Source organism: Roseburia yibonii (assembly GCF_014297335.1).
GTDB classification, from domain to species: Bacteria; Bacillota; Clostridia; order Lachnospirales; family Lachnospiraceae; genus Roseburia_D; species Roseburia_D yibonii.
The window spans coordinates 141,520-163,442 of the sequence record NZ_JACOQH010000005.1; the positions used below are offsets into that span (position 1 = coordinate 141,520).

General features: G+C 49.0%; 21 protein-coding genes. 1 reads left to right on the forward strand and 20 read right to left on the reverse strand.

The features are described from left to right. Positions 1–294 precede the first annotated feature (294 nt). The 12 genes from H8Z76_RS08560 to tig form a co-directional block, all read right to left on the reverse strand. The gene (locus H8Z76_RS08560) at positions 295–1,122 is read right to left on the reverse strand and encodes an energy-coupling factor transporter transmembrane component T family protein (RefSeq protein ID WP_147618706.1); all 828 of its coding nucleotides are present in this window, start codon (positions 1,120–1,122) and stop codon (positions 295–297) included. Further along, a complete protein-coding gene (locus H8Z76_RS08565) occupies positions 1,122–2,822 on the reverse strand; it encodes an ABC transporter ATP-binding protein (RefSeq protein ID WP_022516389.1) in 1,701 nt (566 codons plus the stop codon). The genes H8Z76_RS08560 and H8Z76_RS08565 overlap by 1 nt, the downstream gene beginning before the upstream one ends. A gap of 29 nt (positions 2,823–2,851) precedes the next feature. Further along, the gene (locus H8Z76_RS08570; protein WP_022516388.1) at positions 2,852–3,403 is read right to left on the reverse strand and encodes an ECF-type riboflavin transporter substrate-binding protein; all 552 of its coding nucleotides are present in this window, start codon (positions 3,401–3,403) and stop codon (positions 2,852–2,854) included. Between the two features lie 93 nt (positions 3,404–3,496). After that, complete coding sequence (locus tag H8Z76_RS08575) at positions 3,497–4,240, reverse strand: amino acid ABC transporter ATP-binding protein (protein ID WP_022516387.1); 744 nt, start codon at positions 4,238–4,240, stop codon at positions 3,497–3,499. Beyond that, positions 4,230–4,916, reverse strand: a complete 687-nt coding sequence (locus H8Z76_RS08580; protein WP_022516386.1) for an amino acid ABC transporter permease — start codon at positions 4,914–4,916, stop codon at positions 4,230–4,232. The genes H8Z76_RS08575 and H8Z76_RS08580 overlap by 11 nt, the downstream gene beginning before the upstream one ends. 20 nt (positions 4,917–4,936) lie before the next feature. After that, entirely contained in the window at positions 4,937–5,743 is an 807-nt protein-coding gene (locus tag H8Z76_RS08585) for a transporter substrate-binding domain-containing protein (protein ID WP_022516385.1), read from the reverse strand. 98 nt (positions 5,744–5,841) lie between these two features. Beyond that, positions 5,842–7,224, reverse strand: coding sequence for a uracil-xanthine permease family protein (locus tag H8Z76_RS08590; protein ID WP_186982247.1), 1,383 nt, complete (start codon positions 7,222–7,224; stop codon positions 5,842–5,844). A 13-nt stretch (positions 7,225–7,237) separates the two neighbouring features. Then, the gene (locus H8Z76_RS08595; RefSeq protein ID WP_022516383.1) at positions 7,238–8,092 is read right to left on the reverse strand and encodes an Mrp/NBP35 family ATP-binding protein; all 855 of its coding nucleotides are present in this window, start codon (positions 8,090–8,092) and stop codon (positions 7,238–7,240) included. Next, a complete protein-coding gene (mtnA, locus tag H8Z76_RS08600) occupies positions 8,079–9,185 on the reverse strand; it encodes an S-methyl-5-thioribose-1-phosphate isomerase (RefSeq protein ID WP_186982248.1) in 1,107 nt (368 codons plus the stop codon). The genes H8Z76_RS08595 and mtnA overlap by 14 nt, the downstream gene beginning before the upstream one ends. 19 nt (positions 9,186–9,204) lie before the next feature. Next, positions 9,205–11,103 carry an ABC-F family ATP-binding cassette domain-containing protein gene (locus tag H8Z76_RS08605; RefSeq protein ID WP_147618711.1) on the reverse strand — a complete coding sequence of 633 codons (1,899 nt, stop codon included), beginning with the start codon at positions 11,101–11,103 and terminating at the stop codon, positions 9,205–9,207. A gap of 15 nt (positions 11,104–11,118) precedes the next feature. Next, on the reverse strand, positions 11,119–12,510 hold the full coding sequence (gene asnS, locus H8Z76_RS08610) for an asparagine--tRNA ligase (protein WP_022516380.1): 1,392 nt from the start codon (positions 12,508–12,510) through the stop codon (positions 11,119–11,121). A gap of 22 nt (positions 12,511–12,532) precedes the next feature. Beyond that, positions 12,533–13,765 carry a trigger factor gene (gene tig, locus H8Z76_RS08615; RefSeq protein WP_022516379.1) on the reverse strand — a complete coding sequence of 411 codons (1,233 nt, stop codon included), beginning with the start codon at positions 13,763–13,765 and terminating at the stop codon, positions 12,533–12,535. A gap of 172 nt (positions 13,766–13,937) precedes the next feature. Here tig and H8Z76_RS08620 point away from each other — a divergent pair, with 172 nt between their 5' ends. Next, positions 13,938–14,411: a hypothetical protein gene (locus H8Z76_RS08620; RefSeq protein WP_022516378.1), complete on the forward strand. Its 474-nt coding sequence runs from the start codon at positions 13,938–13,940 to the stop codon at positions 14,409–14,411. Between the two features lie 83 nt (positions 14,412–14,494). Here the strand turns inward: H8Z76_RS08620 and H8Z76_RS13630 are convergent, their stop codons facing one another. The 8 genes from H8Z76_RS13630 to H8Z76_RS08655 all read right to left on the reverse strand — a co-directional run bounded on the left by H8Z76_RS13630 (position 14,495) and on the right by H8Z76_RS08655 (position 21,921). Further along, positions 14,495–14,662 (reverse strand): hypothetical protein, encoded by a 168-nt coding sequence (locus tag H8Z76_RS13630; protein ID WP_243240491.1) that lies wholly within the window; start codon positions 14,660–14,662, stop codon positions 14,495–14,497. After that, positions 14,640–15,725, reverse strand: coding sequence for a histidine kinase N-terminal 7TM domain-containing protein (locus H8Z76_RS08625; RefSeq protein WP_022516377.1), 1,086 nt, complete (start codon positions 15,723–15,725; stop codon positions 14,640–14,642). Before H8Z76_RS08625 ends, H8Z76_RS13630 begins: the two co-directional genes overlap by 23 nt. Positions 15,726–15,843: 118 nt before the next feature. Beyond that, the gene (locus H8Z76_RS08630) at positions 15,844–16,296 is read right to left on the reverse strand and encodes a DUF1934 domain-containing protein (RefSeq protein WP_022516376.1); all 453 of its coding nucleotides are present in this window, start codon (positions 16,294–16,296) and stop codon (positions 15,844–15,846) included. 16 nt (positions 16,297–16,312) lie between these two features. After that, a complete protein-coding gene (locus tag H8Z76_RS08635; RefSeq protein WP_147618712.1) occupies positions 16,313–18,007 on the reverse strand; it encodes a vWA domain-containing protein in 1,695 nt (564 codons plus the stop codon). Positions 18,008–18,009: 2 nt separating this feature from the next. Then, positions 18,010–18,924, reverse strand: coding sequence for an AAA family ATPase (locus H8Z76_RS08640; protein WP_186982249.1), 915 nt, complete (start codon positions 18,922–18,924; stop codon positions 18,010–18,012). A 101-nt stretch (positions 18,925–19,025) separates the two neighbouring features. After that, positions 19,026–19,649, reverse strand: coding sequence for a stage II sporulation protein R (spoIIR, locus tag H8Z76_RS08645; protein ID WP_186982250.1), 624 nt, complete (start codon positions 19,647–19,649; stop codon positions 19,026–19,028). Positions 19,650–19,753: 104 nt separating this feature from the next. Then, positions 19,754–20,839 (reverse strand): Ger(x)C family spore germination protein, encoded by a 1,086-nt coding sequence (locus tag H8Z76_RS08650; RefSeq protein ID WP_186982251.1) that lies wholly within the window; start codon positions 20,837–20,839, stop codon positions 19,754–19,756. Then, a complete protein-coding gene (locus H8Z76_RS08655; protein ID WP_186982252.1) occupies positions 20,836–21,921 on the reverse strand; it encodes a GerAB/ArcD/ProY family transporter in 1,086 nt (361 codons plus the stop codon). Before H8Z76_RS08655 ends, H8Z76_RS08650 begins: the two co-directional genes overlap by 4 nt. Positions 21,922–21,923 lie beyond the last annotated feature (2 nt).

The following is a 21,923-nucleotide window of genomic DNA, read 5'->3' on the forward strand; positions in this document are numbered from 1 at the left end:
CATGCCTCCTTTTTCCTCGTCGCCATTAAATAAAGTTTGCGCTTACCGCACACTTTCGCGCGCGAGCGGTATGTTCAACATAAACTTCATCTCCGCGAGCTGCGCATCCCCGCGGAGCGTTTTTGAATCATAGGAAGGAATTTCCTATGATTCAAAAAAGGGAACACAGGCATCTGCCTTTTGTGTTCCCTCCATGGACCGCCTGTTCTTTTTTCTCATATACCTGTTTATCGGCATATTTTGCCGGAAACTGAACCTGCGTCTCTTATATTTTATTTTTTCTTTCTATGTGTCCTACACAAACGGATTATAAAATCTGCTTCCGTCATGATAGGTAATGACAAGCGCTGCCGCTGCAAACAAAAGCACCGCGATCAATGTAAGGTAATCGTTCCGCTGTAATTTTCTTCCCATATACCAGGTGCGCTTTTTGTACTTTCCAAATCCACGCAGCTCCATTGCGTTGCTGACCGTGTCGATCCGTTCCACACTCGTGAAAATAAGCGGAAAGATGATCGCCGCCACACTCTTGATCCGCTGCGTGAGTTTCGCTTTTCCCGACATCTCGATCCCGCGCGCCTCCTGCGCGTTTTTGATCTTATGGAAATCATCCTGCACATCCGGGATGTAACGCAGCGCGATCGCGACTGCGTATCCGATGTTATAGCTGATCCCGATCCGGTTTAGCGACGCCGCGAACTCCGACGGATTGGTCGTCACCACAAAGATAAAGACCGCCGGAATGATCGTGAAATACTTTAAGATAATGTTAAGTTCATAAAAAAGCTGCTCTGCGGTAATTGCATAATTTCCTGCAAGCTGCACAAGCACATGCCTGGTTCCGTAGATCTTTACTCCCTGATCCGGCGCGAACAGAAAGATCGCGAGCACATTCACGACCAGGAAAAATAAAATGACTTTAAAGATCGATCCGACCTGCTTCCACTCGGTTTTGGACGCCTTAAAAAACACAAAGCTGAGTACGAGCATGACCGCAAGCACTCTTGTATCATAGGTCAGCATACTGGTGATCGACCATGCGAGAAAGTAAACTAACTTTGTCACTCCGCAGAGTTCATCCATCCAGGTATCTTTTTTCTCATAGGTTAAAAGTTTTGCCATTACCGCACCGTCCTTTCATAGCTGATAAAACGTTCTACGAACTGAGACGGCGAAGAAATGCCGCATTTTACTGCCATCTCATATAACGATGTCTGTTTTAAATATGCTTTCTCTGTGAGTTCTTCATCGGTCAGGATATTTGCGGGCGTATCGTCCGAAAGCAGTTTTCCGTCCGCCACAACGAGCGCGCGTCCGGTATATTCGAGCATCAGATGCATGTCGTGCGTGATCATGATGATCGTTGTTCCCTGCTCCTCGTTGATACGTTTCAGAAATTCCATGATCTCCGTGTAATGACGGTAATCCTGTCCCGCTGTCGGTTCATCCAGGATCAGGATCTCCGGCTTCATAACCAGAATAGACGCGATCGTCACACGTTTTTTCTGTCCGAAGCTGAGCGCCGACACCGGCCAGTTGCGGAACGGATAGAGCCCGCAAATCTTTAAGGTCTCATGCACACGTTCTTTGATCTCGTCCTCCGGCACGCCGCGCACGGCAAGCCCTAAGGCAACCTCATCAAAGATCATCGGTTTTGAGATCATCTGATTCGGGTTCTGCATCACGATACCGATCTTTTCTCCTCGCTCCTTTATGGATAACGGTGAGATATCTTCTCCGTTTAATTCAATGCTTCCGCTCTCCGGAGTCAAAAATCCGCAGATCAGACCTGAAAGCGTGGTCTTTCCCGCCCCGTTTTTTCCAACGATGCTTAGCATTTCTCCTTTATTTACGGTAAAGCTGACATCCGAAAGGATCGGCTTTCCGGGCTGATAGGAAAAATTTAAGTGATCCACTTTTAAAACCGGTTTTTCTTCGGCTGCACGTTTTTTCGTCTCCGTTGTCTCAAACCACTCTTTTACCTGCGTCTTATATGGCTCAAAATCCATCGTCTCCACATGGCTCGGACGGTATTCCTCTCTGATCGCACATCCCGCGTGTTTTAATGCCGTAATATAGAGCGGCTCCCGTATTCCCTGCTCTTTTAAGGTGTCTCCGCTTAAAAGCGCATCCGGTTTCATGTCCGCGACGATCCTTCCGTCGCCGATCACGACAATACGATCCACATCTTTATATAACGCATCCTCCAGACGGTGTTCAATAATGAGGATCGTCTTATTCTTTTCTTTCTGGATCCGGTCAATGAGTCCGATCGCTTTTTTTCCGGTCGCCGGATCAAGGTTGGCAAGCGGCTCATCAAACAAAAGAATATCCACATCGTCGATCATGACACCTGCCATGGAAACCCGCTGTTTCTGTCCGCCGGAAAGTTCCGACGGCGCATGCGAAAGAAGCGGTCTTACCTCTACGGTATCCGCCACCTCGTTCACACGGCGAAACATCTCCTGCTGCTCCATCCTGTCGTTTTCCAGTACAAACGCGATATCTTCCGCTACCGTCAGTCCGATAAACTGGCCATCGGTATCCTGAAGTACGGTACCGACCATCTTGGAAAGTCCGAAGATCCCAAGTTTCTTCGGATCCTTTCCACCGATCTTTAGCGTACCTGTACTTTCGCCCGGATAAGAGAACGGGATCAGCCCGTTGATGCAGTCCGCAAGTGTTGATTTCCCGGAGCCGGACGGCCCGACGATCAGCACCTTTTCCCCGGGATAGATCTTTAGATCGATGTCAAAAAGGGTTGGATTTACCTGGGAGCGGTATTTAAATGTAAATTTTTCAAATTCAATAATAGGTTCCATAACAAGTGTCTGTCCTTTTGTACTTCTTTTTAATCTTCCTTATCAAGACTGGAGGACTTTGCTCCGATCTTTGTGTAACCAACCCCGAGCAGACTGCCAAGGATGGCGATGATGATCACATTTCCGATAAATGCGAAAATCCCCTGTACAAATACTTTTTTTGCCGGTTCCGCATAGATCAGGATATCAAGTACCGGTGCAACAACGATCCAGGCGATCGCGTTTGCGATCACCTGTACCGCATTAAATAACGCAATGTTCTTTCCGTGGAAACCGCCTTCTTTGATCTGGTATTTCTTTACGAAAAGACCTACCAGGATACCGAAGATCGCATCCGGGAATACCCAGCTCCACCATACTCCGCCGTAAAACAGCGCGTCACCCAACGCATGACCCAGAAGGCCAATGATGCCGCCTACAACCGGTCCGAACACAGCCGCCAAGAATGCGAGCACTGCCGCTCTCGGCTGTAATGAGGTATTCGGGATAACTCCGAGCGGGATCTGCACTTCTGTCAGTACGACAAAGAGCGCGGTTCCGATACCTGTCGCTACAACTTCTTTAATTCCAAACTTCTTCATAACGAATCCTCCTTTGTATGAATGTTTCAGTTTCAGCAACTTATTATTAAATATAATTGGGGGATTGTCAAGAACAATCCCCCAGGTTTGCATTTATAACACTTTGGAAAGGAAATCACACAGTCTCGGATTCTTCGGATTTCCAAAAAATTCTTCCGGTGTGTTTTCTTCCCTGATATTTCCTTCATTGATGAACATCACGCGCGTTGCGACCTCTTTCGCGAATCCCATCTCGTGTGTTACCACGACCATGGTCATGCCGTCCGCCGCCAGTTCACGCATCAGTCCCAATACTTCACCGACCATCTCCGGGTCAAGCGCCGAGGTCGGCTCGTCAAACAACATGACATCCGGGTTCATCGCAAGCGATCTCGCGATCGCGATACGCTGCTTCTGCCCGCCGGATAACATGGACGGATAGCTGTCCGCCTTCTCCGGCAGTCCGACGCGCTCTAAAAGTTCCATTGCCTTTTTGTCCGCTTCTTCTTTTGTCATCAGACCAAGCTTCACCGGTGCCAGTGTGATGTTGTCTTTGATCGTATGGTTCGGGAACAGGTTGAACTGCTGAAACACCATTCCGATCTTCTGTCTTACTTTATTGATATCCACGCTCTTGTCCGTCAGATCGATCCCTTCAAACAGGATCTGTCCGGAGGTCGGCATCTCAAGCAGGTTTAATGATCTGAGAAACGTTGACTTTCCGCAGCCGGACGGCCCGATGATCGCAACGACCTCTCCCTGACAGATATCCGTAGTGATCCCGTCTAAAACCGTATGATCCCCGAACTTCTTCGTCAGATTTTTTACTTCGATCAGTTTTTTTCCATTATCGCTCACTGCTTCTCAGTCTCCCTTCCAGCTTATGTACGCCCGCCGTCAGAATCATGACGATCACAAGGTAGATCGCCGCACAGCCGAGCAGCGGCATCATCGGCTCATAGGTCTGGCTTCTGATGATATCCGCACCCTTTGTCAGATCCATCATGCCGATATAACCGCTGACGGAAGTTTCCTTTAACAGCGTGATCAGTTCGTTTGCCAGTGCCGGAAGCACGTTTTTGAATGCCTGCGGCAGAATGATCATCTGCATGGTCTGGCGGTAATTCAGGCCGAGACTGCGTCCCGCCTCAAACTGTCCCTCGTCGATCGACATGATACCGGAACGGACGATCTCTGCCACATACGCTGCGGAGTTCAAACCGAACGCAATGACCGCGACAAGGATCTTGTTATTGACCGCGACAAGAATGACATAATACATGATCATGACCTGCACAACGGTAGGCGTACCACGCCATACCGTCAGATAAACTTTGCAGATAAAGTTCAGTACATTCAGGCCGCCGTGCTTTTCATGGGTAGAACGTACGACTGCTACCAGAAATCCCAAAACAATTCCGATCATAAGGGCAAACACCGTGATGATGATGGTGTTTCCAAGACCCTTCAGCAGATACATATACCTTGTATTTTCTATAAAATTCTGAGTAAATTTCTGTACAAAAGTACTCACGTTCCATCCTCCTTTTATTCTTAGTTACCGCGAACGATGATCACCTGACGCGCAGTCGCATAAGTATCCGTAAAATCAATGTTCTTTAAACGGTCTTCTGTCACTGTCATACCTGCTGCGCCGAAATCAGCTTTTCCGCTGGAAACCGCTGTGATGATAGAGTCAAATTCCATATCATCGATCTCAAGGTCATAACCTAATTTATCGCAGATCGCTCTTGCCATATCCGCATCGATTCCTGTGATCTTGTCTCCGTCATAGTATTCATACGGCTCGAATGCAGCGTTGGTCGCCATTTTTAAAGTTCCCTTGGAATGGTCTGCGTCTGCCGGGGACTCATACGGTGTTTTTCCCTTTGTGTCATCACCGATGTAGTTGTTTACGATATCATCAAGTGTTCCGTCTGCTTTCAGCTCTTCGATGGCTCCGTTAAATGCCTCGGTAAGATCGGATCTGTCTTTTGAAATACAGATCGCGTATTCTTCATCCGCGAACGCGTCATCCAAGATCTTTAAGTCGCTGTTTTTTTCAACGAAAGCCTTTGCCGGCTGTTCATCGATGATCACGCAGTCCACTTTTCCCTGCTTTAACGCCTGAACCGCATCGGTTCCCTTGTTGTAACGCTCGATCGTGGTACCCGCGTCATCGCCTTCGTAATCAGATGCATAAATATCACCTGTGGTTCCGAGCTGGACACCGATCTTTTTTCCTTCCAGATCATCCACGGAATTTACAGTGTTCTTCGGGACAGAATTTCCACATCCTGCCATTGCTATTGTCATTGCAGCCGCAAGAGAGATTGCGGCGATCTTTTTCATCTTCTTCATAATGAATCACTCCTCTTTGTTATTTTTCACCTGCATATTTATGCAACATGCACTTATTATATCAGCTTTTCGGCAAAAAACAAGTAGATTCGTCATCCTTATTTTTTCTCCGGTTCCGGGTTGATCCCGATGCCACGGCTGATATCGCCTCTGACATCATCCCCGAAATGATAATCATTTCCCGGAAGGATCGCGTTTAAAACGATTCCCGCGATCGCTGCGATCGCAAGACCGGTCAGTGTAATGGAAGTTCCAACTACGGTAAAGGTAAGTCCGTCACCAAAGCCAAGTCCGCATACCAGGATGACTGCCGCGATGACAAGGTTTCTGGATTTGGTAAAATCCACATGATTTTCCACCACATTCCGCACACCGATCGCCGAGATCATTCCATAGAGCATAAAGCTGACACCGCCGATGATCGCGGATGGCATGGAACCGATGATCTCCGCCATTTTCGGAATAAAGCTCAAAATAACCGCAAAGCATGCCGCGATCCGGATGACACGCGGATCATGCACATGGCTGAGTTCCAGTACCCCGGTATTTTCGCCGTATGTGGTATTGGCAGGTCCGCCGACCAGTGCGGAAAGCGCCGTTGCAAGTCCGTCTCCGATCAGGGTACGGTGCAGTCCCGGATCCGCGATAAAGTTCTCGCCGACGGTCGCTGAGATTGCGGACATATCTCCGATGTGCTCCATCATGGTCGCAAGCGCGATCGGCGCCATGACAAGGATCGCCGTGATATCGAATTTGCAGATCTGGAATGGCGGGATTCCCACCCATGCCGCAGATACTACGTTGGAAAAATCAAGGATCGCGGAGCCATCCGGGTTTGTCATGCCGCAGGCATTTAAGAGCACTGCCGCCGCATAGGAGATCACAACTCCCATCAGGATCGGGATGATCTTAAACATTCCTTTTCCCCAGATGTTAAAGATAATGATCGTGGCAAGCGCGATGACCGCGAGCAGCCAGTTCGTGGATGCATTGCTTACTGCGGACGGCGCAAGGCTCAGTCCGATACAGATGATGATCGGGCCTGTCACGACCGGCGGAAGGAAATGCATGACACGCTTTACGCCGACAACTTTGATCACAAGTGCCAGGATCAGATAGAGCAGTCCCGCAACAACGATACCGCCGCAGGCATACGGAAGTTTCTCTCCCATTGTCATATCCGCAAATTTTCCGGTATCCAGATTTGCCACCGTTGAAAATCCTCCGAGGAAAGCGAAGGAGGATCCAAGGAAAGCCGGCACTTTCAGTTTGGAACAAAGATGGAAGAACAGCGTTCCAAGTCCCGCGCAGATCAGCGTCACCTGGATCGAAAGCCCCTCTCCGTTAAAGTAGTTATTGACCAGGATCGGCACCAGGATCGTAGCTCCGAACATGGCAAACATGTGCTGCAGTCCGAGCAGCAGCATCTTTGGCACACCAAGACTTCTCGCGTCTTTTATCGCCTGTGTATTCTCGTTCATAAAAAATTCTCCTTTACAATTTCTTTAAAACCTCTACCGCATCCGCAAGTTCCGGGTTGTCCACACGGTAAAATTCTCCTGCGTCCGCAGCTTCCGCTTTTTTCGGATCAACCGGCAGTTTTCCAAGCACCGGAACTCCGAGCTCTTTTGCCGCTTCATCGACATGGCTCTCTCCGAAGATCTTGATCTTTCTGCCGCAGTCCGGACATTCTACGAAACTGAAGTTCTCCACGATCCCGAGCACCGGAATGTGCATCATGGAAGCCATGTTAAATGCCTTTTTCACGATCAGCTGTACCAGTTCCTGCGGGGAGGTGACGGTAACGATGCCGTCCACCGGAAGTGACTGGAATACGGTAAGCGGAACATCTCCGGTTCCCGGCGGCATATCCACGAACAGATAATCCAGATCGCCCCAGATGACATCCGTCCAGAACTGTTTTACCGCTCCCGCGATGACCGGGCCTCTCCATACGACCGGTGCTTCCTCATCCTCTACCAGAAGGTTGATGGACATGACTTTCACGCCGTTTGCCGCCTCGACCGGGTACACACCCTGATCTGTGCCCATCGCCGGTCCGTGAACGCCTAACATTTTCGGGATAGACGGTCCTGTGATATCCGCATCCATGATGCCGACTTTATAACCTGCTTTCTGCATCGCGCAGGCAAGAGAAGCGGTAACAAAAGATTTTCCGACGCCGCCCTTTCCACTCACGATACCGATCACCTTTTTGATCGATGACTGCCCGTTCATTTCCTCTTTAAAGCTGTTCTTCTGATTTGAAGTATTTGATGCGCATCCTGCGCAGCTCTCCTTGCTGCATCCGCCTGCACTGCTGCAGCTGGAACGATTATTGTCTGCCATTTTTCTTCCTCCTTATATCTTCTTCTTTTTTCTTAAAAATCTCTTTTAATGATGTTTCATAAGGTGCTCTTGCCACACCGTACTCGGTTACGATACCTGCGATCAGCTCGTGATCTGTCACGTCAAACGCCGGATTGTAGACTTTTACGCCTTCCGGTGCCATGCGCTCTTTGTACCACATCTCGGTCACTTCTTCCGCCGGGCGCTCCTCGATCTTTATATCCGCTCCGGTCTTAGTGTCCATGTCGATCGTTGAGGTCGGCGCACAGATATAGACCGGTACTTTATAATGATCTGCCACTGCGGCAACTACGGAAGTTCCGATCTTGTTTGCCGTATCTCCGTTTGCAGCCACACGGTCGCAGCCCACGAAGACCGCATTGACCCAGCCTTTTTGCATAACGGAGGATGACATGTTATCGCAGATAAGTGTCACATCCACGCCGGATGACTGCAGTTCAAACGCGGTCAGCCGCGCCCCCTGCAAAAGCGGTCTGGTCTCATCCGCAAATACACGGAAATGGTATCCGCGCTCCTCCCCGAGATAAATCGGCGCGGTCGCCGTCCCGTACTTGCTTGTGGCAAGCTGTCCGGCATTGCAGTGTGTGAGGATGCCGTCTCCCGGTTTTACGAGGGAAAGTCCATATTCCCCGATCGCCTTGCATACACGGATATCCTCCGCCTGGATCTCCTTTGCCTCTTCTTTTAAACAGGCAAGGATCTCTGCCACCGGCAGTTCCTTTTTATCCAACACAACCTGCTCCATCCGGTTTAATGCCCAGGAGAGATTGACTGCGGTCGGTCTTGAGGAATTTAAATATTCTTTCTTTTTCTTAAACTCCTCATAAAACGCCTCATAGGTATCCGCGCTGCTCTCTGCCGCTAAAATATAGATCCCGTATGCTGCGGCAACGCCGATCGCCGGCGCTCCCCGCACCTTTAACAGATAGATCGCATCCCAGATCTCTTTTGCCTCTTTCAAACGGATGATCTCAATCTTTCCCGGCAGTTTGGTCTGGTCAATGATGACCAGCTCATTTTTTTCCTCGTCCAGCGCCACCGTATCATAATCCATAATGTTTTCTTTCTGCATCTATGACATACCTCCTGCCTTAACTATTCTTCCCATTTTTCTGCGCTTCGATCTTCGCCGCAAGCTCTTCCAGATATTCCCAGCGCTCTAATTTTTCCTCGAGCTCGGTATTGACTTTTGTTTTTTCCTCTGTCAGTTCGTTTAACCGCACAAAATCTGTCGCACACTTTGCGATCTCTTCATCGATCTCATCCATGCGTTCCTCGAGCGCCGCGATATCCGTCTCGATCGTCTCATATTCTCTCTGTTCCTTGTAGGAAAATTTAAGCTTCGGCGCATGTGTGCGCGTATCTTTTGCCGCCGGCTTTGCGGTGCTCTCCTTTTCGGTCTGGATCTGCGGCTCTCTGTCTTTTTCTTCTTCCCGTTTCCGGTTTACATAATCTGTATATCCACCCTCATACTGGCGCAGCACACCGTTTTCTTCAAACGCGAAGATCCGTCTCACCACACGATCCAGAAAATAGCGGTCATGGGATACCGTGATCACGATCCCGTCGTAATTGTCCAGATAATCCTCTAAGATCGAAAGCGTAACAATATCAAGATCATTGGTCGGCTCGTCTAAGATCAGCACATTCGGTGCTTCCATCAGCACCCGTAGCAGGTTCAGACGGCGTTTCTCTCCACCGGAGAGTTTGCCGATCACGCTGTACTGCTCCTCCGGCGGGAATAAAAACCGCTCCAGCATCGCGGATGCCGAGATCAGCCCGTCCTCCGTGCGTACAAACTCCGCCGTATTTTTGATGTAATCGATCACGCGCATCGAGGGATCCATGTAGGCAATGCCGGCTTCTTTTTTCTCCTCGATCTCCTGCGAGTAGTAACCGAGTTTGATCGTCTGACCAAGGATCACTTCCCCGGAATCCGGTTTCTGTCTGCCCTCGATCATCTTCATGAGCGTCGTCTTTCCACAGCCGTTTTTCCCGACAAATCCGATCCGGTCATTTTTAAGGAAGATGTAGGAAAAATCCTGTATCAGGACGCGGTCGCCATACGCTTTGTGCAGATGCGAAAGCTCCACGGTCGTTTTTCCCATGCGGGTCGAAATGGAACTGATCTCGATCTTTTTGTCCACATCCGGTGCGGACTGGTCACGCAGCGTCTCATAGCGCTGGATACGCGCTTTCTGTTTCGTGGAACGCGCCTTTGCTCCACGTTTGATCCACTCGATCTCCTTGCGCAGCACCGACTGGCGCTTACGCTCCCCTGCGATCTCACTCTCCTCCCGCATGGCTTTCCGTTCCAGAAAACCGGAGTAGTTCGTGTCATAGCTGTAGATATTGCCTTTATCGATCTCCACAATGCGGTTCGATACACTGTCAAGGAAGTAACGGTCATGCGTTACCATGATAAGGGAGCCCTTCCATTTTTTCAGATAATCCTCCAGCCAGTCCGCCATCTCATGATCAATGTGGTTGGTCGGCTCGTCCAAAAGCAGGATGTCACACGGCACTAAAAGGATCGCCGCCAGCGCGAGACGTTTCTTCTGTCCGCCGGAAAGTTCTTTCGTCTTCTGCGTAAAATTTGTGATGCCGAGTCTGGTCAGAAACGCCTTTGCGGAGCTTTCCATCTCCCAGATCTTTTCATTGATCTCGTGTTTTCCGCCGGCATTTGCCCCCGCATAGATCGTATCCTGTTTTCCCGCTGCCGCCTCAAGGACGCTCTCCAACACGGTCTTCTCCGGCAAAAAGACCGGATTCTGCGGCAGATAGCGCATCACAACGTGATTGGCGCAGATCACCTTTCCGGAATCCGGTTCCTCAATTTTTGCAAGTATCTTTAACAGCGTGGACTTTCCGGTTCCGTTGATACCGATGATACCAACTTTTTCCCCTTCTTCCAGATAAAAGGAAGCTCCGTTTAAAAGCTTCCTTTCTGTAAATGATTTTTCTATATTTTCAGCAGTCAGTAAATTCATTTCTGTCTCCTGTTTTTAAATTTCACAGTTACCTACGGTACGCGGGAACGGAATGACGTCACGGATGTTTGACATACCGGTCAGGTACATCACGCAGCGCTCAAATCCAAGCCCGAAGCCCGCATGACGGGCAGAGCCGTATTTTCTGAGATCCAGATAAAATCCGTAATCTTCCTCTTTTAATCCAAGTTCCTGCATACGCGCGAGCAGTTTCTCATAGTCGTCCTCTCTCTGGCTTCCTCCGATGATCTCTCCGATGCCAGGTACCAGACAGTCTACTGCTGCCACGGTCTTTCCATCATCGTTCAGTTTCATATAAAACGCCTTGATCTCCTTCGGATAATCGGTAACAAAGACCGGACGCTTGAAGATCTCTTCGGTCAGATAGCGCTCATGCTCGGTCTGCAGATCCACGCCCCAGGAAACTTTGTAGTTGAACTTGTCGTTGTGTTTTTCCAGAAGTTCCACTGCCTCGGTATAGGTGACACGGGCAAAATCATTGTTCACCACGTTGTTCAGGCGGTCGAGCAGTCCCTTGTCTACGAAGGAATTAAAAAAGTTCATCTCTTCCGGTGCGTTCTCCAATACATAACGGATCACATATTTTAACATGCTCTCCGCAAGGATCATATCGTCCTCAAGATCCGCGAACGCGATCTCCGGCTCGATCATCCAGAATTCCGCCGCATGTCTTGTCGTGTTGGAATTCTCCGCACGGAAGGTCGGTCCGAATGTATAGATATTTTTAAATGCCATCGCATAGGTTTCACCGTTTAACTGTCCGCTCACGGTAAGGTTGGTCGGCTTTCCGAAAAAGTCTTTGGAGTAATCCACACTGCCGTCCGCATTCTTCGGCACATCCTTTAAGTCCATGGTCGTAACCTGGAACATCTCGCCCGCGCCTTCGCAGTCACTTCCGGTGATCAGCGGAGTGTGTACATAGACGAAATCGCGCTCCTGGAAAAATTTGTGGATCGCATATGCGATCATGGAACGCACGCGGAATACTGCCTCAAACGTATTGGTACGCGGTCTTAAATGGGAGATCGTGCGCAGATACTCAAATGTGTGACGCTTTTTCTGAAGCGGATAATCCGGCGCGGAAGCGCCTTCGATCATGACTTTCTCCGCCTGGATCTCAAACGGCTGTTTTGCCTCCGGTGTCGGCGCAAGTGTTCCGGTAACGATGACCGCCGCACCTACGTTCAGCTTCTGTACTTCCTCAAAATTGGAGAGTGTCTCGGAGAAGACAACCTGTAACGGTTCAAAAAATGTTCCGTCATTTACCACGATAAATCCAAACGCTTTGGAATTACGGATGCTTCTGACCCATCCTCCTACTGTGATCTTCTTATTCTCATACGCTTCTTTATTACGAAATAAATCTCTGATATTTGTCAGTTCCATTTTTCTTCCTCCAACTGCAATTCTATTCTTCCGTTGCTGCTTCCGTCTCGGTGATGTCCTCAGCCGCAGCTGCCTCTTCGGTACTCTCTTCCGCCGCATTGTAAGTTACGTTTGTGTTTTCGATCACACGGTCCAGTGCCTTGTTGCATAAATAGATCGTCTGTAAATAAGCTTTTCCGTCTTCCGCTGTCTGTGCATAGTTTTCATACAGCGCATCCTCGCTGTCATAGCCATAGCTGCTTAACAGGCTGGATACATAACTGTTAAATCCGTCCTCGTCAAATTCTATGTTTTCCACTGCGGCGATCGCCTCTAAGATCAGCTGGGTATCCAACTCTGTCTCGATCTCGGACTGCACCTGTGTCTTGAAATCATCCACGGTGGTGTTGTATGTGCTGGAGAGATAATCTTCAAGCGTAGTATCCTTGCAGTAAGTATCCTCGAATTTCTTTAAGTATTCCTGCATTCTCGCGTCAAGCAGACCATCCGGCAGTGCGTTTACCGTGCATACTTCCGGGAGTTTTGCGATCACTGCGGAGCGGATCGCCTGTGTTCTGCTGCTGTTTGCCTGCTCTTCCAGATATGTGCGGATGTCGGAAGTCAGATCGTTTACGGTCTCATAGGACGCGCCGAGCTTATCCGAAAGATAGGTGACATACTCATCCGTCAGCGTATCGTATGTGATATCCTGTTTTTCCTTGATCGCGTTTACCGTTACCTTAAATACGACTTCTTTTCCCGCCAGGTCGGAATTTCCATAATCTTCCGGGAACGTCAGATTCAGGTCTGTCTCTTTTCCGACTTCCGCGCCGATCAGTCCGTCTTCAAATCCGTCAATAAAAGAACCGGAACCGATCTCAAGATCATAATCCTGTGCGGTGCCGCCGTCAAACGCTTCCCCGTCAAGCAGTCCCTCGTAGTCGATGTTTGCGACATCTCCATTTTCCACAACGGTCTTGTCGGACTCCACATAGTATGGATAATTTGCGATCACGTTATTATTGACATAATTTTTCACCATGTCATCGGTCACCTGATAATCTTTATCCAGTGTGACTTCCATATTCATATAGTCACCGAGTGACACATAATCGCCCGCGTCATATGTGATATCCGCGCTTGACGGAATTACTTCCGTCTCGGTCTCTGCCACTGTCTCGGTTCCCTGTGTATTATCTTTGTTCGTTTTGCCACATGCGTTTAAGGTCATCATCATGCTGACACATAAAAGAAGGGCCACTGCTTTTTTCTTCATAAATCTTTACCTTTCCTTGTCCATCAATCTCGATTCAGGTCCCCTTATATACACCTGTATCACAATTATCTACGATACCATAAAACTGCCCAAAATAAAAGGTTTTAATTGATTTTTCTAAAAATCAATGTTACAATATTTGTCGTATTTGAAAAAAGGGAGGATTTTTAAAATGCCTACGGTTACATTGGTATTACTGATCATTGCCATCGTTTTGATCGTTGCGGTGATCGTACTTTATTTTTTGGGAAAGAAAGCAGAAAAAAAGAAAGCAGAACAGGATGAACAGATCGCAGCAGCAGCACAGTCTGTTACGATGCTCATCATAGACAAAAAGAAACTTCGTTTGAAAGATGCCGGTCTTCCGGCTGCTGTCGTAGAACAGACACCGAAACTGATGCGCCGCACCAAGATGCCGATCGTAAAGGCAAAGGTTGGTCCCAAGGTTATGACCTTCATCAGCGATGCCTCCATTTATGAACGCATTCCGGTAAAAAAAGAGGTAAAGGCAACGGTCAGTGGTCTTTATATCACAGGCGTCCGTGGGGTTCACGGTTCGATCGAGCCTGCCGCTCCTAAGAAAAAGGGCATCTGGGCAAGAGCCAAAGCCGCTGCGGAAGAAAAAGTAAACAAAAAATCGAAATAATAACATACGAAAATGGAGTGTGAAAAAACGTGGGTCTGTTTTTTCACACTCCATTTTTTATCTGTTTTTCTTTAACCGTTCTTCTATGCCCTCTTCGCAAAGAAATCATCGATCGCGGCATGCAGTTTCTTCGGCTCCATACTCTTTAAGAGGTAGCCTTCCGGTTTTAATTCCATGACATTTCGGATGCCGATCCCGGAGTCCTCCACTTCACAGTACAGTAAGATCTTATCGTCCAGTCTCTGCTGCACCGATGCGGTTTTCAAAGGTCATTTTCATATCGTGGAACAGAGAAAGCGTATCGTAAGGTTCTTCAAACAGCTGCATCTTCCCGGATTCCATCTTGGAGAAATCCAGTACGTCATTGATGATCGTAAGCAGTGCCCGACCTGAGCTCTGGATGTTCAGAAGATATTCCTGCTCCCGCTTTTCATGCGGCGTCCGAAGTAAGATCTCCGTAATGCCAACGATCGAATTCATCGGTGTACGGATCTCGTGGGACATATTGGATACAAACGCTGTCTTCGCCTGATTCGCCACCTCTGCCAGATTCACAAGCTCTTTCATCAGATGGTTCTGTTCAATGATGTGGTTTTTGGCATTTTTTACCGGATCGAACAGACCGTATTTCACAACAGCCACCGTCATAAATATACAGGATAACAGCAGACCGAGCGGTGTCGGATCGTCACCTTTTAAGATGCCGAGAAGCCGCAGTGAAAGAAGGATCATCGGGGAGAGCACCGAAGCGAGCAGCATCAGATGCAGCCTCACCTTGTCCGGAATATGTTTTTTCGCCCGAAAAGAAGAAATGATCGTGACTATGGAGCCAAAGATCTCAAGCAGCAGAAATGCCATAAAGACATAGTACATCGGAGCTGCCTCGATCTCCAGAGTATACCCGCCCAGATTTACCCCGGATGGCTCCAGCCAGTAACTTCTGTAATAGAAATGATGGTGATCCACCGTTGCGATCAGCATATAAAACGCGATATTTAATGAAAGAAGTCCTGTGATAAACCACTGGGAAACCTTTCCGGTTTTCCAGCGCAGTAAAAACATCAGGGCACAATAGTTTGCGAAACATTTGCCCAGATATTCCAGCTTTCCCAGTGCCAGCAGTGTTTCCTCATCGCCGCCCATGATATAAAAGCTTTTCGCGACCAGTGTGACCAGGCAGCAGGAAAACGCCAGTACAAGCTCACATTTATAGTTTGTATCCTCTTTTCTGCAGACGATCACCAATAATGCCAATGCGACAAAAACTCCAAATATATGAAGCGCAAGCCATGCTGCTGCCAATCCCATATCCATGATTACTCCTTATCTTCTGTAAAAAAACTGCCTATAATCTCATTATAGTTACTTTGGGTATGTTGTCAACGCAAAAGTCAGTATATTTGTAAATATTTCGAAAAGATTCAGACAATTCCTATTGGATTCGGAAATCAGCTCCCTGTCTCGCCTGAATATTCATACTGATGTTGCAGTCTGCCATATGCTCGCAGTTTACTTCCAGACCATATGCCACGTTCACCTGTATGCTCTCATCCTTTTCCTCGATCTTTATGTCTTTCGCGTCAATGCCGATCATAAGGCTTCCAAACGGAGTATTGTAATAAGTGATGTTCTTTTTGTTCTTCTCGAATACCATGTGGACATTCGCCGCGCCTTTTTTCATGACATCCAGGCAGCCATCCTGTATCTTCACGATATTTTTGGTGACACCGTCAAATCCTTCCATCACCTCATCATAGAGCACATAGTGTTTTCCGTTCCGTTTATAATAATCCCCGGAAGTGATCATCTCGACCGGTTCCGGATTTTCATTTTCTTCCTGCAGAAACTGCAGTCCCTGAATACGAAGCAACACGTCTTTCGTCATTTTTTTGCTTATCTCCTTATCTGAAAATACTCTGTATCTCATTTTGCACCAAAGAACCGATCGTATCCGCCAGCCGTCCGATATCCGTGATCCGCGCGACACTGCTTCCGTAAATATCCTTTGCCGCTTTTACGTTCTCGTCCTGTCCGAAAAAAAGTCCGATGACATGGATCCCCTGTTTTTTCAGCGCGCGTACCTCCGCCGCGGTATCCGTAAGCCCGTCCCCGCCTGCATACGCTTTTTTCCCCGGCAGTTTTCCTCCGTTCGGGCTTGCGTCGGTCAGCACGATAAGAAGCCGGTTTTTGTAGCTGTGCTCCGGCATCTGGGTTCCGACGGCCCGGATCGCCAGTCCGTCCCGGTTAAATCCGATCGCGGTATACTGGAATACTCCGTCACTGCCCGTCTCCACGCCCTTTAAGCGCTGGCAGACCGTATACCCCGAAATGCTGCAAAATGAATAAACCTGTGTAGGAATATAACACAGTCTCAGACTTTCCGCAATCATATATGCCTCCGCCGCGATCTGCTCCTGCCGCTCCAGCTGTGAGGAAGATCCGTCAAGCAGCAGCGTGACGAGGAAATCCCCGGGCTCTTTCTGGTCTTTCCGCTCAAAAACCATGCGCTCGTTTAACTGCACCGCCCGCCACACTTTCGACGCGTTTAAGGTTCCCTGCGCAGCCGGGATGCTGTCTGCCTCCTGCTCCATCAGAAGCACACGGAAGATCTGATCCCGCAGCCGGTGTATCTCGGTACGGAATTTTCTTTCACGGGCATGATAATACGCGGTATTTTTTTCTTTCTGCCCGCGCATCCGCTCGTATTCCACCGGATCCACATGCTGTTTTAACCTGGTATACGCGCCTTTTCCACCGCAGAAGCAGATATGGCATTCCGCGTGGTTTCCGACACAGATCTTCTGTTCTAACTTCTTTCCCGTCCGCTCATCAAAAAGCGGCTCCCCGAAGTAATCAAGGATCTTTTCTTTTAACTTCTCCTCATTCTCTCCAGTCAGTCCCGCTGCCAGTTCCCGCAGTTTCTGTGACGCCTTTTCCGGCCGGGTTTCCTTTTTTCCCCCGCTCTCGTCGACCGGATCCAGGCGCTGTACTGCCTGCACCTTCTGACGCGGGCGGAAAAAGACGGGCAATTTATGTTTTAAGTAAATTCTCCCGTCTCCTCTTTTCTTCTGTACGTCCATATGGTAATACGCGCAAAGCGCCTTATTGATCCGAAAGAGCAGCGTATCGGTATCCGCGTCCGCCGCCGCAAGCAGATCACGCAGCAGCTTTTCCTCATCCGGGGAAAGCACTTCCCTTTTGCCCAAGATCCGTCTGCACTTTGCCTCATTGATGCGCTCCTCCGGCAGGGTCTTTACCAGCATCGCGGTGCGGCTTAAGATCTCCTCCGCGTACTCCTCCCGCAGATCCGAAAGAACCGGCCGCTCCTTAATCTCCCGCTCATACACCGCGTTCTCCAGCGCGACCCACGAGAGAGCATCACACGCGCCCTGATGCTCTGTTCCGCCGAGTGAATCAAAATATGCCGCCACCTTGTCCGTGTCATACCATTTATGTACGAGCCCGATCACCATATTTAAATACAGATCCAGTGTCTCGTTTCCATTCTCCGCCAGAAACTGCGGCCGGAATGTGTAATCGCCCGCCGCTGTCCATATGATGTTTTTTGCCCTTAAATTCTCTTTTTCCCCGTCCATACTCAGTTTGAAAACATCTTCTCTCTTTCCAGTTTTTTCGGGATCCGTTCCCGGATCACATCCCGGATCAGTTCCTGTTCCACCGGATCAAAGGATTTGTTGACAATGCCCATCGCAAGTGCGCAGTTTGCCTCAAGCCCATGTTCCATCAGTGTCACCGCATCCAGCAATCCACGCAGATCCAGCGCCTTGGTGGAAATTTCACCGCTCTCACATTTTTTCTGGATATCAAAGAAAAGTTCGGTAAACTGGCCGGCGTATTTTTCCTTCAGTTTCGGGAACTGACTGCTTAACAGCCGGTTCAGATAGGCATCGGAGATCTGTGGCATCGCGATGACGACAAAACGGGATGCAAGCGCCTCGTTCAGCTCTCTGGTTCCCGCGTATCCGTAGTTCATTGTCGCGATAAAGCGGGTCGCCCCGGAGAGCGCGATCCTGTCATACCCAGGCACATCAATGACATGTCTAAAATCCAGGATCCCGTGCAGAACCGCAAGTGCCTCGTTCTTCGCCATATTGATCTCGTCAAGCACACCAAAGCCGCCCTCCGCCGCGCAGCGGTAGACCGGTCCCTCGCGGAATGCCACCTCACCGTTTTGAAACGTATCGGTTCCGATCAGGGACGCCGCATCCGTATTGATATGAAAAGAAATATCAAATAACGGTCTTGCGAATACCGCCGCGAGATTTTCCGCAAGCACATTTTTTCCGGTCGCCTTCGGTCCCGTGAGCAGCAGATTCTTTCCGCAGAGTAACGCGACTGCTGCCTCCTCCCATATCTCTTTTCCGTAATACAGATATTTTGGTTTCGGTATCCGCGCGCACATCTCGTCCGTCACCGAATGTTCTTCCCGAAATTTCAGGATTCCCTCTATGATTTCCGGTTTTACCTGTTCTTCCCGCAAAAAATCGATCATACCGCATCCCCTTTTTCTCGCTTTTTCTTCATTATATTACATTTTACGGTCTTTGCAAGATATGAGGGGTTCGTTTTTATTATAATTTTATTGTAAAGAATTTAACGATCCTTATTTAAAAATGTCAGATATTTAAACGATACCTCATAGTTTTTGTTTTCCATCAAAGAGGCATATTCTTCCGGTGTGAGCGCCTGCTCGAGCGCCTCCTTCGCCTCCCTGTCAACGACTTCATATTCTTCCCCGGAAAAGCACATGTTCGGATACATCACACACCACCAGTTATGCCCCTCTCCCGCTCCGATCACCAGATTCAACGCCTCATAGGTTCCCGCGGGAAAGGTATACGCGCCATAGGTCTTGACCGGAAATTTTGCATCCCCGAGCTGTGCCGTCACGGTATAATCATAGCCCTCCTCACGGATCACTTCCTCTGCGGCCGCTGTGATCTTTTGCATGTTTTCTTCTACGATCCGTTCGCAGTCTTCCACATCCGACGCCTCTTTCATCTTCGGCGCCATATAGCTTCCCACCGCATCCCTCACTTTTAATTTCAGAGCCTGATCCTCTTCGCTGTCGCTGTTTGCCAGCACATGGAACCGCAATACCCGTTTTGCGATATCCTCCTGATAACTTCTATGTATATAGCAGGTTTTTCCAAAATACGCTGCCACAAGCAGGCTTGCCATGAGCACACGGCACAGCACTTTTTTTGTCTGATCCATTTTCCCATCCTCCGGCATTTTTATTTTCCGGCGGTCACGGGATCGCTCCCGCCCGCCTTCTTTTTTCATTATTGCCGTTTTTTTTCGTTTCATTCACCGGTTCTTTATTTTGTGTCCACAAGTGTGACCTCTGACTTTACCTCATAGTTAATAACCGCGTCATAATGTGTCTTATCCCCGGCATACCTGTCATAGAGCGACCGGTCCGATCCGCCGAGCTTGCGGAAGCTGTCGGCCAGATCCACACCCTTTTCATCCTGCGCCGCGCAAAGCGTCTCTTTTAGTACCTCCGTCAGTTTCCGGTTTGTCTGCGCTTCCAGTTCCTCTCTTTTCTCACTGTCTGCGCACATTCCGTTCATCAAAGCCGCCTCACTTTTTACGGTCAGAATAAGCTGTGGTTTTCCACGATACGTTGTGATCTCATAACTGCAGTCCGGTGCGTCCAGTTTTATGATCTCCCCGCCGGAAAGTTTGACGGAAAAACTGCGCAGTTTGTTTTCCGCCAAAAGTCCCACCAGCGCATCCTGCATATCTAACGTTCCGACCGGTTTAAAATCCCGGGACACATAAAATTCCGAGATCGCCGGTATCCCGCCATTTTCACTGAGCACCGGCAAAAACAGCACGGAATTGCGGTTATAGTATTCGTTATAGAGATCTCCGAGCGTTGGCATCGCGTGCGTTTTGTATACGGTCGATCCGGTCACCATATCCTCTAAAAAAGTTCCGACCGGTTCATTTAACCCACCGTTCAGTGAAAGAATGTCCGAGGCATCCGGGCTTGCCACAAATACCAGCGTATTCCGCGCGAAGTTTTCCTGGCTGACCGCAAATTCTAAAAACTGCTCCAGTGCGTTTTCATTTTCCAGGAAATCCATTCCGAACACGAGCACCTTTAAATGATTGTAGTCGAGGGAATTTTCACTGTCTGCCTCATAGGTCTGCCACGCCTCGTAATACGAGTCCGCCACCACACGAAACGATTCCCCCTCGTCACTTTTTGCTTTTTCATCCGCGATCTCCGAGAGCTGCGGAAAATAGAACGCAACGCTGCATCCGCTGCCCGTCTCATCGATCCCGATGGCAAGCGGGAAGCTGCGATCCTCCAATTCCCGCGTGTTGCACCCAGCAAGCGGAAGCGCCGCAGAAAGGAGAAACGCGATACACAGATATCTTTTTATCTTTTTCATGCACTCCGCCTTCTTTCCGCAGACAGATATGCTATGACCGGGATCAAAATGACCGCCGGCGTTCCCACATACCAGAGGAATTTAAAATATAAGCCCTCCGCCCACGCGGTCCGGTAGAACATGCCGGAAATCCCGTAGACCGCCGCCGTCACGCCAAGCAGGACAAGAAATTTTTTTCCGGTATGAAAGATCTGGGTCAGCGCTGTCTGCGCATAGAAAAGCCCGGTGCAAAGAAACGCGAACAGCGTAAAAAACCAGATCGCGACCATAAACGCGTCCTGCCGCTTCAAGAAGCCGCCCGGCAGATCTACCATACTCATAAGCGTGACAACCGGAAAGCGCTGTCTGCCAAGCGCTTTTTCCTGAAATATCCCAAGCAGGATCAAAAACATTGCCACATTGATCGTAAAATGAAACGCAGCCGCCTGTCTTGCCGCCACCACAATCTGTGCCTTCTTCGTGGCATATCCCACCAAAAAGGGCAGCAAAAAGATCACACCGGAAAAGATCACGACCAGATAGATCCCCTCCACCACCGGAAGCGCACCTGCCACAAAGACCGGTGTCCAGTAATCCGTATTCCACTGAAACATCGCGAGAAACAGCATCAGAAAAAGCGGCACCATCAAAAACCAGAACAGCAGCTCATATACCCTGGCTCTTCCTTCCATTCCCTGATAGATCCCGTACGCTCCGACCAGGCACAGGAAAAACGCGATCAGCCAGAACGATTCCTCTCTTAGCAGGCACTTTTGGATCAGTGAAGTTTCTGTATACAGTGCATAGGCGCCGAGCAGTATGCAGTATACAAAATACAAAAAAGCAAACACCCAGGAAAGGAACGTGCCACAGCTGCGCTTTAAATATTCCATGTAACCGCACGGCATGCGCCGGTGCAGTTTCTCCAGAAAAACGAGGTAGCACAGCAGAAGCACCCAGGCTCCGAAAATACTGAATATTCCATCCTTTCCCACATACTTTGCCAGAAGCACCGGCAGCAGAAGTGTGTTGATCCCGAACAGATCATAGATCAACAGGCGTCTGATCTGACGCTTTGAAATTCTTCCATTTTCCGAAAACATAA

Coding starts and splice junctions, on each gene's coding strand:
- H8Z76_RS08560 (WP_147618706.1), bottom strand. CDS start 1,122: ATGGCAAAACTTTTAACCTATGAGAAAAAAGATACCTGGATGGATGAA.
- H8Z76_RS08565 (WP_022516389.1), bottom strand. CDS start 2,822: ATGGAACCTATTATTGAATTTGAAAAATTTACATTTAAATACCGCTCC.
- H8Z76_RS08570 (WP_022516388.1), bottom strand. CDS start 3,403: ATGAAGAAGTTTGGAATTAAAGAAGTTGTAGCGACAGGTATCGGAACC.
- H8Z76_RS08585 (WP_022516385.1), bottom strand. CDS start 5,743: ATGAAGAAGATGAAAAAGATCGCCGCAATCTCTCTTGCGGCTGCAATG.
- H8Z76_RS08590 (WP_186982247.1), bottom strand. CDS start 7,224: ATGAACGAGAATACACAGGCGATAAAAGACGCGAGAAGTCTTGGTGTG.
- H8Z76_RS08595 (WP_022516383.1), bottom strand. CDS start 8,092: ATGGCAGACAATAATCGTTCCAGCTGCAGCAGTGCAGGCGGATGCAGC.
- mtnA (WP_186982248.1), bottom strand. CDS start 9,185: ATGCAGAAAGAAAACATTATGGATTATGATACGGTGGCGCTGGACGAG.
- H8Z76_RS08605 (WP_147618711.1), bottom strand. CDS start 11,103: ATGAATTTACTGACTGCTGAAAATATAGAAAAATCATTTACAGAAAGG.
- asnS (WP_022516380.1), bottom strand. CDS start 12,510: ATGGAACTGACAAATATCAGAGATTTATTTCGTAATAAAGAAGCGTAT.
- tig (WP_022516379.1), bottom strand. CDS start 13,765: ATGAAGAAAAAAGCAGTGGCCCTTCTTTTATGTGTCAGCATGATGATG.
- H8Z76_RS08620 (WP_022516378.1), top strand. CDS start 13,938: ATGCCTACGGTTACATTGGTATTACTGATCATTGCCATCGTTTTGATC.
- H8Z76_RS08625 (WP_022516377.1), bottom strand. CDS start 15,725: ATGGATATGGGATTGGCAGCAGCATGGCTTGCGCTTCATATATTTGGA.
- H8Z76_RS08630 (WP_022516376.1), bottom strand. CDS start 16,296: ATGACGAAAGACGTGTTGCTTCGTATTCAGGGACTGCAGTTTCTGCAG.
- H8Z76_RS08635 (WP_147618712.1), bottom strand. CDS start 18,007: ATGGACGGGGAAAAAGAGAATTTAAGGGCAAAAAACATCATATGGACA.
- H8Z76_RS08640 (WP_186982249.1), bottom strand. CDS start 18,924: ATGATCGATTTTTTGCGGGAAGAACAGGTAAAACCGGAAATCATAGAG.
- spoIIR (WP_186982250.1), bottom strand. CDS start 19,649: ATGGATCAGACAAAAAAAGTGCTGTGCCGTGTGCTCATGGCAAGCCTG.
- H8Z76_RS08650 (WP_186982251.1), bottom strand. CDS start 20,839: ATGAAAAAGATAAAAAGATATCTGTGTATCGCGTTTCTCCTTTCTGCG.
- H8Z76_RS08655 (WP_186982252.1), bottom strand. CDS start 21,921: ATGTTTTCGGAAAATGGAAGAATTTCAAAGCGTCAGATCAGACGCCTG.